Annotated in this window: 13 protein-coding genes; 6 read left to right on the forward strand and 7 right to left on the reverse strand. The window is 63.4% G+C overall.

The genetic code is table 11. From position 1 onward, the window contains the following. Positions 1–126 precede the first annotated feature (126 nt). From G5168_RS12365 to G5168_RS12385, 5 genes are all read left to right on the forward strand, one after another. Entirely contained in the window at positions 127–1,485 is a 1,359-nt protein-coding gene (locus tag G5168_RS12365; RefSeq protein ID WP_005356503.1) for an NCS2 family permease, read from the forward strand. 238 nt (positions 1,486–1,723) lie between these two features. Beyond that, a complete protein-coding gene (gene dhaK, locus G5168_RS12370; protein ID WP_064341830.1) occupies positions 1,724–2,794 on the forward strand; it encodes a dihydroxyacetone kinase subunit DhaK in 1,071 nt (356 codons plus the stop codon). A 15-nt stretch (positions 2,795–2,809) separates the two neighbouring features. Beyond that, positions 2,810–3,439: a dihydroxyacetone kinase subunit DhaL gene (gene dhaL, locus G5168_RS12375; RefSeq protein ID WP_421252281.1), complete on the forward strand. Its 630-nt coding sequence runs from the start codon at positions 2,810–2,812 to the stop codon at positions 3,437–3,439. A 1-nt stretch (position 3,440) separates the two neighbouring features. Then, complete coding sequence (dhaM, locus tag G5168_RS12380) at positions 3,441–4,157, forward strand: dihydroxyacetone kinase phosphoryl donor subunit DhaM (protein WP_421252282.1); 717 nt, start codon at positions 3,441–3,443, stop codon at positions 4,155–4,157. A 132-nt stretch (positions 4,158–4,289) separates the two neighbouring features. After that, positions 4,290–5,372 (forward strand): glycerol dehydrogenase, encoded by a 1,083-nt coding sequence (locus tag G5168_RS12385; protein ID WP_421252283.1) that lies wholly within the window; start codon positions 4,290–4,292, stop codon positions 5,370–5,372. Positions 5,373–5,461: 89 nt separating this feature from the next. On the opposite strand, the gene dhaR is transcribed toward G5168_RS12385, so the two are convergent. The 5 genes from dhaR to G5168_RS12410 form a co-directional block, all read right to left on the reverse strand. Next, the gene (gene dhaR / locus G5168_RS12390; protein ID WP_421172480.1) at positions 5,462–7,363 is read right to left on the reverse strand and encodes a dihydroxyacetone kinase operon transcriptional regulator DhaR; all 1,902 of its coding nucleotides are present in this window, start codon (positions 7,361–7,363) and stop codon (positions 5,462–5,464) included. A gap of 122 nt (positions 7,364–7,485) precedes the next feature. Beyond that, positions 7,486–8,346 carry a patatin-like phospholipase family protein gene (locus G5168_RS12395; protein WP_421172481.1) on the reverse strand — a complete coding sequence of 287 codons (861 nt, stop codon included), beginning with the start codon at positions 8,344–8,346 and terminating at the stop codon, positions 7,486–7,488. A gap of 277 nt (positions 8,347–8,623) precedes the next feature. Beyond that, positions 8,624–9,523 (reverse strand): hypothetical protein, encoded by a 900-nt coding sequence (locus tag G5168_RS12400; protein WP_421252284.1) that lies wholly within the window; start codon positions 9,521–9,523, stop codon positions 8,624–8,626. A gap of 74 nt (positions 9,524–9,597) precedes the next feature. Continuing rightward, positions 9,598–10,287, reverse strand: a complete 690-nt coding sequence (locus tag G5168_RS12405; RefSeq protein WP_252656665.1) for an LrgB family protein — start codon at positions 10,285–10,287, stop codon at positions 9,598–9,600. Further along, complete coding sequence (locus G5168_RS12410) at positions 10,280–10,681, reverse strand: CidA/LrgA family protein (RefSeq protein ID WP_040069042.1); 402 nt, start codon at positions 10,679–10,681, stop codon at positions 10,280–10,282. The genes G5168_RS12405 and G5168_RS12410 overlap by 8 nt, the downstream gene beginning before the upstream one ends. A 134-nt stretch (positions 10,682–10,815) precedes the next feature. Between G5168_RS12410 and G5168_RS12415 the strand changes: the two genes are divergently transcribed. Continuing rightward, on the forward strand, positions 10,816–11,700 hold the full coding sequence (locus tag G5168_RS12415; protein WP_421252285.1) for a LysR substrate-binding domain-containing protein: 885 nt from the start codon (positions 10,816–10,818) through the stop codon (positions 11,698–11,700). On the opposite strand, the gene G5168_RS12420 is transcribed toward G5168_RS12415, so the two are convergent. Both G5168_RS12420 and G5168_RS12425 read right to left on the reverse strand, forming a co-directional pair. Further along, positions 11,694–12,578: a hypothetical protein gene (locus G5168_RS12420; RefSeq protein ID WP_421252286.1), complete on the reverse strand. Its 885-nt coding sequence runs from the start codon at positions 12,576–12,578 to the stop codon at positions 11,694–11,696. The genes G5168_RS12415 and G5168_RS12420 overlap by 7 nt on opposite strands. 111 nt (positions 12,579–12,689) lie before the next feature. Further along, positions 12,690–13,481: a substrate-binding periplasmic protein gene (locus tag G5168_RS12425; RefSeq protein WP_421252287.1), complete on the reverse strand. Its 792-nt coding sequence runs from the start codon at positions 13,479–13,481 to the stop codon at positions 12,690–12,692. Between the last annotated feature and the right edge of the window lie 40 nt (positions 13,482–13,521).

The following is a 13,521-nucleotide window of genomic DNA, read 5'->3' on the forward strand; positions in this document are numbered from 1 at the left end:
TCCGAATGGACTCAAAATGTAAAATAGTGACGAAAAAGTCAGGTTATCCGCTGTATTTGCCGCGAATTCTTGCTATTTTGCGCGCCACCAACGCAAACGATTTCCTTCACACTTTCAGGATTAGTTATGGCAAAGCAAGATATGGCCGCCCAAACAGGGACAGGCGGCTTTCTGGACTCTTATTTTTCCATTTCTGCGCGCGGCAGCAGCGTGCGTCAGGAGCTGGTCGCGGGGCTGACCACCTTCCTGGCGATGGTCTACAGCATCATAGTGGTGCCGAACATGCTGGGCGCAGCCGGCTTTGAGCAGGGCCCGGTGTTTGTGGCCACCTGTTTGATCGCCGCCTTCGGCTCCCTGCTGATGGGCCTGTGGGCCAAGCTGCCGATGGCTATCGGTTGCGCCATCTCTCTCACCGCATTTACCGCATTCAGCTTGGTGCTGGGTCAGGGGCTGAGCATTCCGGTCGCCCTGGGCGCCATCTTCCTGATGGGTGTGCTGTTTACCCTGATCAGCGTCACCGGCGTGCGCCAGTGGATCCTGGACAACCTCCCCTCCGGCATCGCCCACGGTACCGGCATCGGTATCGGTCTGTTCCTGCTGCTGATCGCCACCAACGGCGTTGGCATGGTGATCAAGAACGAAGGGGCCGGTCTGCCGGTACAGCTCGGTGAAGTGACCGCCTTCCCGGTGATCATGACGGTGCTGGGTCTGGCTGCCATCTTCGGTCTGGAGCGTCGCAAGGTGCCGGGCGGCATCCTGATGGTGATCATCGCCATCTCCATCCTCGGCCTTATCTTCGACCCGAAAGTGACCTGGCAGGGCTTCTTCGCCATGCCGAGCCTGACTGGCGAGAAAGGCTCGCTGGTAGGCAGCATGGATCTGCTGGGCGCCCTCAATCCGGTAGTCATTCCGACCGTACTGGCGCTGGTGATGACAGCCGTGTTTGACGCCACCGGTACCATCCGTGCCGTGGCCGGTCAGGCAGGCCTTATCAACGAACGTGGCCACATCATCAGCGGCGGCAAGGCCCTGACTGCCGACTCCGTCAGCAGCATGGTGGCGGGCGCCGTCGGTGGTGCTCCGGCTGCCGTCTACATCGAATCTGCCGCAGGCACCGCGGCCGGTGGCAAGACCGGTCTGACCGCCGCGCTGGTCGGCGTGCTGTTCCTGCTGATGATCTTCCTCTCCCCGCTGAGCTATCTAGTACCAGCCTACGCCACCGCACCGGCGCTGATGTATGTCGGTCTGCTGATGCTGGGCAACGTCACCAAGCTGGACTTCAGCGACTCGGTCGATGCGCTCTCCGGCATGCTGTGCGCCGTATTCATCGTGCTCACCTGCAACATCGTGACCGGCATCATGCTGGGCTTCGTGGCGCTGGTCGTTGGCCGCATCTTCGCTGCCGAGTGGAAGAAGCTGAACGTCGGCACCGTTATCATCGCCGTGGCGCTGGTTGTCTTCTACGCCGGTGGCTGGGCCATCTAACCCGTCCGCATATTCCGGTTATAGCCAAGGGCCCTGCGGGGCCCTTTTTCATGGCTGTGAGTCAGCTAACAGTTTCCCGCTCGCTAGCCCTGCGTTGTTTCAGATTGAAACACTCATCCCCCTTCTGCTGTTTCAAATCCGAACCAAATCGCCCGTCATTTTTATCCCTTTTTCTGTCGTTAGACTGGCTCCATCAACCATTTGCCCACCCGTGCGGTGGCAAGCCAAGGAGTGAGCCATGAAGAAACTGATCAATGCCGTCGATGCCGTGGTCCGTGAACAACTGATGGGGATGGCAGCCGCCCACCCCGAGCTCAAGGTACGTATCGAACCCCACTACATCACCCGCGCCGACTCCCCCGTGATGGGCAAGGTGGCGCTGGTCTCCGGCGGTGGCAGCGGCCACGAGCCGATGCACGGCGGTCTGGTGGGCAAAGGGATGCTGGATGGCGCCTGCCCCGGCGAGATTTTTACCTCCCCGACCCCGGATCAGATGTACGAGTGCGGTCAGGCCGTTGATGGCGGCGCGGGCGTGCTGTTTCTGGTGAAGAACTACACCGGCGACGTACTCAACTTCGAGACCGCGGTCGAGCTGCTGCACGGCGACGGGGTCAAGGTGGGCTTTGCCCTCATCGATGACGACGTGGCAGTCAAAGACAGCCTCTACACCGCCGGTCGCCGTGGCGTCGCCACGACCGTGCTGTGCGAGAAGCTGGTCGGTGCCGCCGCCGAGGCGGGCTACGATCTGGCGCGTTGCGAGGCGCTGGCCCGTCGCATCAACAACCAGAGCCGCACCATAGGCGTGGCCATGCATGCCTGCACCGTGCCGGCCGCTGGCAAGCCCTCCTTCACCCTGGCGGACAACGAGATGGAGTTCGGCGTCGGTATCCACGGCGAGCCGGGCATCGAGCGCCGCCCCTTCACCGACCTCAATACCCTGGTGGACGACATGTTCAGCGAGCTGGCGGACAATACCCCCTATGGGCGCACCCTGCGCCACTGGGATCGCACCAGCGGCAGCTGGCAGGAGGAGCACACCTTTATCGAACCGCTCAACAAAGGCGATCGGGTCATCGCGCTGGTCAACAGCCTCGGCGGCACACCCATCTCCGAGCTCTATGGCGTCTATGGTCGCCTCGCCACCCTGTGCGAGGAGGCGGGCATCCATCTGGTGCGCAACCTCATTGGCCCCTACTGCACCTCCCTCGACATGACCGGCATCTCCATCACCCTGCTCAAGGTGGATGACGAACTGATGACCCTGTGGGATGCCCCCGTTCACACCCCCGCCCTGCGTCGCGGCTGCTAAGGAGTGCCGATAGCCATGCTAAGCAAACACCAAATCGTCAACTGGCTGCTCGACTGCGAACACATCTTTACCGAGCAGCGTGACTACCTCACCGCTCTGGATACCGACATCGGCGACGGCGACCACGGCCTCAACATGCAACGCGGCTTCGCCAAGGTAGCCGAGAAGCTGCCGGCGGTGGCGGACAAGGATATCGGTCAGGTACTGAAAACCACCGGCATGACCCTGCTCTCCTCGGTCGGCGGCGCCAGCGGCCCGCTCTACGGCACCTTCTTTATCCGGGCCGCAGCCAGCAGTGACGCCTGCCAGAGCCTCAGCCTCAGCCAGCTGTGCAAAATGCTGAGCGACGGGGTCGAGGGGATCGTCTCCCGCGGCCGTGCCGAGCCGGGCGACAAGACCATGTGCGATGCCTGGTGGCCGGCACTGGCCGCCCTGCAACATGCGCAGCAGCAAGAGCTGCCCCTCAACGAAGCGCTGGACAAGGCGGTGGCAGCCGCCGCAGCCGGTACCGAGGCCACCATCCAGATGCAGGCCCGCAAGGGGCGCGCCAGCTATCTTGGCGAGCGCAGCATCGGCCATCAGGATGCCGGGGCTACCTCGACCCTGCTGCTGCTGACCGCCCTGCGTGACAGAGCGAGGTTGTGACATGATCGGAATCGTAGTGGTCTCTCACAGCGCCCAGCTGGCGGCCGGATTGAAAGCGCTGGCCGACCAGCTCGGTAGCCCGGCCCGCCTGCTGCTGGCGGCCGGGGTCGATGACCCCGACCACCCCATCGGCACCGACGCCATCGCCGTGATGAGTGCGATTGAAGAAGCGGATGACGGCAGCGGCGTGCTGGTGCTGATGGACTTGGGCAGCGCCCTCCTGAGTGCCGAGACCGCCCTCGAACTGCTGCCCCCGGAGCTGAGCGCGAGGGTGCGGCTCTGCCCCGCACCGCTGGTCGAGGGTACTCTGGCCGCTGTGGTGGCGGCCGGTTCCGGCCTGATGCTGGACGAGGTGGCCGCCGAGGCGCTCGGTGCCCTTGGCCCGAAACAGGCGATGCTGCCTGCCAGCGCAGCGCAGACCGCCACCGAGACGGCCCCCGTTGTCGACGATGGCTGGCTGCGCTGTGAGGTGGTGGTGGATAACCCCCACGGTCTGCATGTGCGCCCCGCCGCTCGACTGGTGGCCGCCCTCCAGCCCTTTGCCGCTGAGCTCAAGCTGCAAAAAGGGGACAAAGAGGCCAACCCCCGCAGCCTGACCCGGCTCGCCATGCTCAACGTGCGTCAGGGCGACCAGCTCACCCTGCTGGCACGCGGCGAGGATGCCAGCGCCGCCTTGGCCTGCTTCCAGCAGCTGGCCGACGAGCGCTTTGGCGACTGACGCCGCACACCATTGTTTCAAGGGGCTGCACTCGCTCGCTGAGCCTGTGCAGCTTCATTCAAGACGAAGGAGTCCCCGGCACAGCCGCCCCTTCGCCCCGATTCTTAATTCATAAAGAGAGAGGGATAAAATATGGACCGCATTGTCATCAGCCCCAGCAAATACGTACAAGGCAACGGGGCCCTCGCCAATATCGGCAACTACGTCAAAGCGCTCGGTAGCAAGCCGCTGATCCTGGCCGACGCCTTCGTCACCAAGCTGGTCGGCGATACCGTGGCTACAAGCTTCCACGGCGCCGGTATCAAGCCCGAGTTCGACTGCTTCAACGGCGAGTGCTCCCGCCCCGAGATCGACCGTCTGCTGGCCCGCTGCCAGCAGACCCCGTTTGACGTCATCATCGGCATCGGCGGCGGCAAAACGCTGGATACCGCCAAGTCGGTCGCCTTCTACCAGAAAGTGCCGGTGGTCATAGTGCCGACCATCGCCTCCACCGATGCCCCCACCAGCGCGCTGGCGGTCATCTATACCCCGGAAGGGCAGTTCAGCGAATACCTGATGATCCCGACCAACCCCAACATGGTCATCATGGATACCGGGGTGGTCTCCCGCGCCCCGGTACGGCTGTTGGTCTCCGGCATGGGGGATGCGCTCTCCACCTACTTCGAGGCGCGCGCCAACAAGGTCTCCGGTTGCCAGACCATGGCCGGTGGCGCCTCCACGCTGGCGGCGCAGGCCATCGCCGAGCTCTGCTACAAGACTCTGCTGGCCGACGGCTACAAGGCCAAGCTGGCGGTGGAGCAGGGGCTCTGCACCAAGGCAGTGGAGAACATCATCGAGGCCAACACCTACCTGAGCGGTATCGGCTTCGAGAGCAGCGGACTGGCTGCCGCCCACGCCATCCACAACGGCCTGACCCAGCTGGCCGAGTGTCACCACCTCTACCACGGTGAAAAAGTGGCGTTCGGTACCCTGGTGCAGCTGGTGCTGGAGAATGCGCCGATGGCGGAGATCGAAACCGTGCTGGGCTTCTGCCGCTCGGTGGGCCTGCCAACCAACCTGCATATGATGGGGGTCAAGGAGCTGGATATGGCGCGCCTGATGGAGGTGGCCAAAGCCTCCACCGCCGAGGGCGAAACCATCCACAATATGCCGTTCAAGGTCACCGCCGAGGATGTGCTGGCGGCCATCGTCACCGCCCACCAGCTGGGGCTGTAACCACGCCACGACGGACCTAGCCATATAAGACGGCCCCGCATCTGCGGGGCCTTGTCATTTTCTGCTGGCCGGTTCGCAATGGCTCGCCGTCAGCCGTGATAGTCGGCGGGATCGATCTCGAGCAGTTTGAGCCGTCGCCACAGTGTGGTGCGACTGATACCCAGATGCTGGGCCATCTGGCTCACCTGCCCCTTGCAGGCATGGGCGCAGCGCAAGATGGCTTGCCGCTCCAGCTCCGCCAGCGTGAGCAGCGGTTGCCCCACCACCTCGTCGGCCACCCGCTGATAGCCGTGCCGAATGGCGGCGGGCAGCGCCTCGGGCGGGATCGGCCCCTGACCGGCATGAAGCAGCGCATGCTCGACGGCGCTGCGCAGCTCCCCCAGATTGCCGGGCCAGGGATAGGCGAGCAGACAATCGAGGGCCGCCGGACTGAACTGGCGCACCGGCTCGCGCCCCTGCGCTGCCAACTGCTGGCTGATCAGGCCCGGCAGATCGGCCGCGCGCTCCCGCAATCCCGGCAGCCACAGCTCGCACGCCTGCAAGGCATAGAGCAGCTGGCGGCCAAACAACCCCTCCTGCACCAGCTGCTCCAGCGGGGCGCTGCTGGTGGCGATGATCCGCACCTTGAGCGGCAGGATGCGGGCCGAATCGAAGCGCTGGATGCGACCGGTCTTGAGCAGTTGCAGCAGCGCCGCCTGCATGGGGGCAGAGAGGCACTCCACCTGCTCCAGTACCAAAGTGCCGCCGTGGGCCAGCTCGAACTTGCCCGCCCGCTCCTGCCCCGCCTCGTCGGAACCCATCAGCTCCAGCGCCATCCGCTCGCTCGGCAGCGCCTTGCAGTTGAGGGTAATAAGCGGCCCGGCGGCCCGTTCGCTGCCAAAGTGGATCGCCTCCGCCAGCTGGGCCTTGCCCACCTCCTCCTCGCCGCGCAGCAGGATCGGCCCCTGACTCTGGGCCGCCTGCCGGGCGTAGCGCAGCAGCTTGCGCATGGCGCTCGACTCCCCCACCAGCGCCGACAGCTCGGGCACCGTCTGGCGCAGCTGATGGATGGCCCGCAGCCGATCGACCGGGTGCAGCAGGGCGATAAAGCTGACCCCTTCCGGCCCCGGCAGCGGCTTGAGGCTCACCAGCGCATTGATAAACTCCCCCTCCTGCGCGCCGAGCCGCTCCAGCGTCACCTCCACATGACTCAGTGGCGTTTGCCCCCTGATGGCCAGCTGCAACCGCTGGGGCAACAGCAGGTGCTGCTCCAGCGGCTGGCCGAGACAGAGTGCGGGATCGAGCCGCAGCCGGTGGGCTGCCAGCGCGTTGAGGTAGCGCAGCCGCCCCTGCGGATCCCAGGCCAGCACGCCGTCATCCATGCCGTCGAGCAGGGCGTAAAGTTCGCTCAGGTGGTGCTGGGACTCCTGCATCAGGGTCTCCATCTGCAGCAGATGGGCCAGCTCGCGCCCGGCGCTGACGGTGAGCGCCAGATCGCCGGCGCTCGCCTCCTCCACCTTGCAGATCTGGGCGATGATGGCGACCTGACGACCATTGCTGTTGTAGACCGGGCTGGCGCAGCTGTGCCACGGGTGGAGGGTCTGGTTGAAGTGCTGGGGGCCGCTGACACAGAGCGGCACGCCCTCCAGCGCCGCCAGATTGATGGCATTGGTGCCGATGCGCCCCTCGCTGAAAAAGGCGCCGGGGCCAAACCCCAGCGCCGCCAGCTCGCGCAGGGTATCCGGGTGGCCGGTTTGGGCCAGCAGGCAGCCACTCTCGTCGGTGAGCAGCAGGGCGCAGGGGCGCCCCTCCATAAATTCGTAGAGATCCTCGAGGGCCATCTCGCCGGTGGTGAGCAGATCCCGCTTGCGCTGGCGCAGGCTCTGCAAGGTCTGCCCCTTGGCGCTGTGGGGCGGATGCCAGAGGGTGGCACTGGTCTGGTGGGCGCAGCGCAGCCAGGATGCCTGCAGATAGTCAGGCCAGGCGAGCAGCGGCTGAAGGTCAGATGGCATGGTCACAGCAATATCCGGCAAGATGTGAGCCGACCATTTAACCACGCCAGCGCCCCCGATTCAGTGACCTGCCTCAGAGGGTGGCAACCCCGTCCCAGTTGTGTAAAACCGTCAGGTTGCCACTAGGCTGCACGTACAGTCCTGACTGCTCGCAACACGCTCTGGCGCCCCTGCCAGTAGCCCTGCAGATAGCCGGACTCCAGCTTGACCGGATCCTGAGTAAAACGGGAGACCATGAAATCGGCCGGTGGCGCGATCACCTCGATTTCGCAATCGGCAGGGGGATTGGCGATGAAATCGAGCGCCCGGTTGTAGGCGCGATCCCGCTCCAGCATAGCTTGCGCCAGTGCAGGCTGGGTTTTCAGCAAGGCTTTGACCATCCAGCAGAAACGGGCCGGCTTCTTGCGATAGCCCCGGGGTTCCGACAGCACCACTGTCATCCGCCGTGCACCGCGCCGATAGGCCTCGATCACCGGAATGGAGTCGCTGATGCCGCCATCGGCCATGGGGCGACCATCGACACAGGGGGTATCATGCTGCACCACCGGCAGGGCGCAGGTGGCGGTCAGCACCTCATCCATGTTGTCGGGCCGCACCGGCAGATAGATGGCCTTGCCGCTCGCCACATCGGTCGCCACCGCATAGAAGGGAATGTCGCGGGCACAGAAGGTGTCGAGATCCAGCGGGAAGCGATGGCGACTGGCCTGCCATAGCCAGCCGATGTCCACCAGATCGCCCCCTTTGACGAAACGCAGGGGATCGAGAAACCGGGAGCTGCAAGCCAGCTCGGTGATGATGTGGTGACTGCGGCGCGGCTGCTCGCTCAGGTAGGAGACCAGATTGGTGGCACCGGCCGAGACGCCCATGACGAAATCAAACGGGTAGTGGTGACTTTCGACAAACGCATCGAGCACGCCGCTGGCAAAGATGCCGCGCATCGCACCCCCTTCGACAATCAGGGCGCAAGAGTGGGGATTAAACATAACAAGGCTCCGTCAGCTGTAATACCTGCCGGGATCGATCCCGGCCCAGTGATGGACGCCTTCATGCAGAACATCAAGACGCCGCAGCAGGACGATTCAGGCTCACTCGCACAAGCCAGAAGCGGGCAGGAGCAAACCTGAACCGTGAAGCGACCCCCAGTATATGCAGCGCACCAACCTTCAAAAAATGAATTTAAATAATAAAAAACATGCCTTTTGGGCATGAATTAGCACATCAGCAGAGACGGCCCTTTATCCGCTAACAGCACCATCAGGATCAAGGCAGCCCAGGCCCGAACGTCCCGTCGACGGGGTTGTAGTGGTACGCCCGATAGTCAAAGCCCACCTTATCAAGGCGCGGATTGGCCAACTCGAACAACAGGCGCCTGGGGAGCTGCGCCTGCTCGAGGGAAGGTTTGAAGTGGCGCAGCCAGAGCTGTTGCAACGAGCCATCTCGCCACGCCAGCTTGAGCCCGACCGAGAGGCGGCGGATGGCGGCCTGATTATCCTTGTGGGTGTAGAAGAGGTGGAGGAAGGGATAGTGCAGCGCCACTCGCCGATCCACGGTGAGGCCGGGCAGATCACTGTGCTGCTCCTGCTCGATAAAGAGCTCGTTGGCACCGCGGCAGAAGAGATCGATGCGGCCACGAGCCACCAGCTTGAACAGCCGCTCGTAACCGTCGATCTCCTGCACCTTGAATCCCCCATGACGCAGGATCTCCGCATCCTGCCAGCCACGCCCCTGCCCGTGCAGAAATTGCTGCAGCTCGGTCAGGGTATTGACCCTTGCCACTGCATCGGCCTGCTGCGGACTGACAAAACAGATGCGATAACCGAGGATGCCCAGCTCCACCGGAAAACGGACGTAATCCAGCGCTCCGCTCTCTGCGGCCGGACGCAAACTGTCGGCCACAAACAGATTGGGGTATTGCTGAGTCTGCACAATCTGTCGCATCCGGATACGGTTCATCGGCGGCGCGGTTCGCAGCTCGTAGTCACCGAAGCTGTCGCGGGTCTTCTCCAGCGCCAGCTGCAACAGATCGCGAAAATAGAGGGTACGCAAGTCCCGATCGCTCTCGGGGCTGATATGAGTGATGACGTCGCTCGCCCTTAGGGGAGTGGCAAGGAGAGAGAGGCTGCACAACAGCAAGCAGGAAGCGAGGCGATGAAAGGTCATACTGCTCATCCCGGAAATACACGCTCACTAGAGTGTAGCGCCGGGATGAGCCGCCTTCTAAAGGGAAGTCCGGCCTACCAGAACATCCGGCCCAGCAGGGGCGCCAGCAGCACGGTCACCATACCGGCAATCATCATCACCATGCTGGAGACTACCCCCTCTTCGTTACCCATCTGATAGGCCTTGGCGGTGCCGGCACCGTGGGCCGAGGCGCCAAACCCCGCCCCCTTGCCGAGACGGCTGCGAATGGCCAGCACGGTCAGCACGCTCTCCCCTACCGCCATGCCGATGACGCCGGTCAGCACCACAAACAGCGCGGTGAGGTCGCTCTGACCGCCGATGGCGCGGGTCGCCTCCACCGCAAACGGCGTGGTGATGGATCGCATCGCCAGACTGCGTTGCAGCATGTCGGAGAGAGCCAGCCAGCGAGCCAGCAGTACGGTACTGCCCACCGCCATAATGACTGAGGCGACCACCCCGACCGACAGCGACAACCAGTGGCGACGAATGAGCTGGCGGTTCTCGTAGACCGGCACTGCGAAGGCGACGGTGGCGGGGCCCAGCAGCCAGAGCAGCCAGTGGGATTCCGCCATGTAGTCCTGATAGGGGATGTGGAACAGCAGCACCACGGCCACCAGCAGGGTCGGCGCCAGCAGCAGCGGCATCAGCGGCAGAATGCGCTTTTTGCCATAGAGCCATTTGCTGGCGTAGTAGAAGAGCAGGGTGAGGGCGAAACAGATCAGCCCGAGCAGGGTATCAGACATGACGGCGACTCCGGCGGGCCAGTTTCAGTTCGAGGCGGTAAACCCGGTCCACCACCAGCGCGGTAGTACCGAGCACTAGCGTGGTGCTCACCAATAGCACCACCATGATGCGCCACCCCTCTTGCAGCAGCAGATCCTGATAGTTGACCACCGCGACTACGGCGGGCACGAAGAAGAGCAGCATCTCGGCCAGCAGCCAGCGAGCCCCCGCGCTGAACCACTCGGCCTTAACCACTCCGAGCAGGATGCAGGCCAGCAGCAACAACATGCCGGTGAGGTTGGCGGGCAGCGGCAGATGGAGGGTACGCACCGCGGTATCGGCCAGCAGCCAGATGGCTGCCAGCAACACAATCTGGAAGGGAGTCTGTAACCAGCGCAAGCAGAGGGCTTTCATGATCATCGTCTTTCTGTGAACCGGCTCACAGTATAGAGTTGAGAAAAACCTGCCAGAAATGAATTAAAATTATCGAATTCATGCCGCATACGCATACTTCATCCCGTACCCACCAACACGAGTCGAGAGAGTCCATGGATATTCGCGCCCTGCGCTATTTTGTCGAACTGGTGCGGGAAAAAAGCTTCACCCGCGCCTCTGAAAAGTTGTTCGTCACCCAGCCCACCATCAGCAAGATGATCCGCAATATCGAAGAGGAGCTGGGCCAACCCCTGCTCAACCGGGAAGGGCGCCGCTTCACCCTGACCGACAGCGGCCAGGTGCTGTTCAACCGGGCCCAGACCATCTTGGCAGAGATGCAGCAGCTGGGGGCCGAACTGGCGGATCTGCAGAGCCTGCAACACGGTCGCCTCACCCTCGGCATTCCCCCCATGGTGGGTCACGTCTACGCGGATCTGATCCGCGCCTACCGCACCCGCTATCCCAAGGTGGAGCTGACCCTGGTGGAGTACGGCGGTCGCCGCATCGAACAGGCGGTGCTGGAGGGGGAGCTGGATCTCGCCATCACCATGCTGCCGACCAAAGAGGGAGGCGCCATCAGCGCGCTGGAGCTGGATCAATATCCGATCCGGGTAGTGCTGCCTGATCAACCCTGCTGGCATGGCGAGGCGCCGCTGCGGCTGGAGTCTCTGCAGGAAGAGCCCTTCCTGCTCTATACCCAGGCGTTTACCCTGAGCGAGCGGTTGGAGCAGGCGTGTCAGGAGGCAGGCTTTGTGCCGCAGGTGGCGGCGCGCAGCAGCCAGTGGGATTTTCTCACCGCCATGGTACGCAGCGGCATGGGGGTCGCCTTCTTGCCGGAGCCGGTCTGCAACCGGCTGACCCCGGATGGTCTGGTGCTGCGGCCGCTGGAGCCCGAATTGAGCTGGCGACTCGGGGTGATCTGGCCGAGCGAGCGCTATCTCTCCCGCACTGCCGAGGCCTGGCTGGCACTCTGCCGCCAGCGGCAGGCACCTCAGTAATCGCCGAAGCGATCGGTTTGCGGATTGTAGAAGTAGGGGCGGTAATCGAAGCTGATCCCGTCGAGGAAGGGGTTATCCAGACGCAACATTCGGCGCTGGGAGAGCTTGGCAAAGGCGATGGCCGGGCCAAAGCTCTTGCGCCACAGCGCCTGTAGCGAGCCATCCTGCCACGCCAGCTGCAACCCCCGCTCGACCCGCTGCAGTGCCTCGCGATTGTTGGGATTGGTGTAGAAAACCCGGGGCAGCGGGTAGTAGATCAACAGTGCGTCATCCACCAGCAGATCCGTCATCTCCTTGTGGGTCAGCTGCTCGCTGCGCAGCTCGCTCACCCCGCGGCAGAAGAGATCGAAGCGACCCCGCGCCACCATCTTGAACAACTTCTCGTACCCCTCCACTTCCACCACCTCCATCCCGGCGTAACGCAGGATATCCACATCCAGCCACCCCTTGCCCTGCCCAAAGGTGAACTGGCGCAGCCCCTTGAGGTCGGTCACTTTGCTCACCGCCGCCTTTTGCTGCGGGCTGACAAAACAGATGCGGTAGCTGACGATGCCCAGATGGATGGGAAAACGGACATAGGCGAGCCCCAGATCCTCGCGGGTGCTGCTGTAGCTGTCCATTACAAAGAGGTTGGGATAGTTGTCGAGCTGCATGCTGACCCGCTCGCGCGCCTTGGTCATGGGCGGCGCAGGCTCCAACAGATAGTCGCCAAACTGGTCGCGGGTCTTGTCGAGGGCGAGCCTCAGCAGCTCCCGATCATAGGTGGTACGCGGATCCCGCTCGCTCTCCGGGCTGATATAGGTAAACCGGGTGGCCGCCTGTCCGGTCAGCGACAACATGCAGAGCAGAGCGGCAGCCAGCAGATGCAGGGGTGACATAAACCGCGCCTTGGCTGAAGGGGTTCTTTCAGTGTAGCCCCTAGCTTGGCCGCTCGGCCCTGCCACCACCCCGCGCTCTCCTCCCCTTTTCGGCCAGTCGCATCCATCAGCCTACTCCCCCACCGGAGGTGTGCTTCTGAGCGATGTTGCATAACGCTGATAGGCAGCAGAGTCGCGCACCTGCTCGATAGCATCCCACACCTGCCGGCTTTGTCGGGGATGGGCCTGATAGAAGCGGTTAGAGAAGACCAGATAGTAGGGCTTCTCCACCAGCACCGGCGACAGCCGCTCGATGCGGGCCTGCAACTCGGGATGAGCCACCAGAATACTGTCGGCCACCTCGGTCTGGATGGCGGTCGCCTGCGCCCGATCCATCACCAGCTTTTTCAACATGATCAGCGGGTCACAGCTGGAGTCATCCACCTCGGCTCCCGCAGCCTGCAACAAGTCGACGATGGAAAATCCGGACTGGGCCGCCACTACGCCCTTGACCCTGAGGGTGGAGCCATCCCACTGGCTTTTGCCACCCTTGAGCTGGTAGAGACTGTAACTCTCGGTCAGCAGCCGCTTGGCGGGGTCGGGTTTGCCCTCACGCATGGGATAGACCCCCACCCTGGTCGCCCGCTCGACGCTATAGCTCATCTTGATGACCGCATCCATCTGGCCACTGCTCACCCGAGAGAGGCAGCGCTTCCACGGCAGCGGCGTCAGCACGATCTCGGCATTGAGGGCGGTAGCAACCGCCTTTAGGTGATACTGGACAATCCCCTCCCCCGATTGCAGCAGCCAGGGGTAGGAGTCACTGTTTTCGAGGCAGGTACGCAGCGTAAAGACCGGGGCTGCACCGCCGGTGGCAGGCAGCAGCAACGCGATGAAGAGCAAGGAGAGGGCAGATGCGTGCATGGGCCATCTCCTTTGCGGCAATGATCTCTCCCTTACTCTA

The organism is Aeromonas sp. 600724 (genome assembly GCF_049175135.1).
In the GTDB taxonomy this organism is placed as follows: domain Bacteria; phylum Pseudomonadota; class Gammaproteobacteria; order Enterobacterales; family Aeromonadaceae; genus Aeromonas; species Aeromonas veronii_A.

Excerpts from the sequence above, each read along its gene's own strand:
- G5168_RS12365 (WP_005356503.1), top strand. The coding sequence starts at position 127 with ATGGCAAAGCAAGATATGGCCGCCCAAACAGGGACAGGCGGCTTTCTG.
- dhaK (WP_064341830.1), top strand. The coding sequence starts at position 1,724 with ATGAAGAAACTGATCAATGCCGTCGATGCCGTGGTCCGTGAACAACTG.
- dhaL (WP_421252281.1), top strand. The coding sequence starts at position 2,810 with ATGCTAAGCAAACACCAAATCGTCAACTGGCTGCTCGACTGCGAACAC.
- dhaM (WP_421252282.1), top strand. The coding sequence starts at position 3,441 with ATGATCGGAATCGTAGTGGTCTCTCACAGCGCCCAGCTGGCGGCCGGA.
- G5168_RS12385 (WP_421252283.1), top strand. The coding sequence starts at position 4,290 with ATGGACCGCATTGTCATCAGCCCCAGCAAATACGTACAAGGCAACGGG.
- dhaR (WP_421172480.1), bottom strand. The coding sequence starts at position 7,363 with ATGCCATCTGACCTTCAGCCGCTGCTCGCCTGGCCTGACTATCTGCAG.
- G5168_RS12395 (WP_421172481.1), bottom strand. The coding sequence starts at position 8,346 with ATGTTTAATCCCCACTCTTGCGCCCTGATTGTCGAAGGGGGTGCGATG.
- G5168_RS12400 (WP_421252284.1), bottom strand. The coding sequence starts at position 9,523 with ATGACCTTTCATCGCCTCGCTTCCTGCTTGCTGTTGTGCAGCCTCTCT.
- G5168_RS12405 (WP_252656665.1), bottom strand. The coding sequence starts at position 10,287 with ATGTCTGATACCCTGCTCGGGCTGATCTGTTTCGCCCTCACCCTGCTC.
- G5168_RS12410 (WP_040069042.1), bottom strand. The coding sequence starts at position 10,681 with ATGAAAGCCCTCTGCTTGCGCTGGTTACAGACTCCCTTCCAGATTGTG.
- G5168_RS12415 (WP_421252285.1), top strand. The coding sequence starts at position 10,816 with ATGGATATTCGCGCCCTGCGCTATTTTGTCGAACTGGTGCGGGAAAAA.
- G5168_RS12420 (WP_421252286.1), bottom strand. The coding sequence starts at position 12,578 with ATGTCACCCCTGCATCTGCTGGCTGCCGCTCTGCTCTGCATGTTGTCG.
- G5168_RS12425 (WP_421252287.1), bottom strand. The coding sequence starts at position 13,481 with ATGCACGCATCTGCCCTCTCCTTGCTCTTCATCGCGTTGCTGCTGCCT.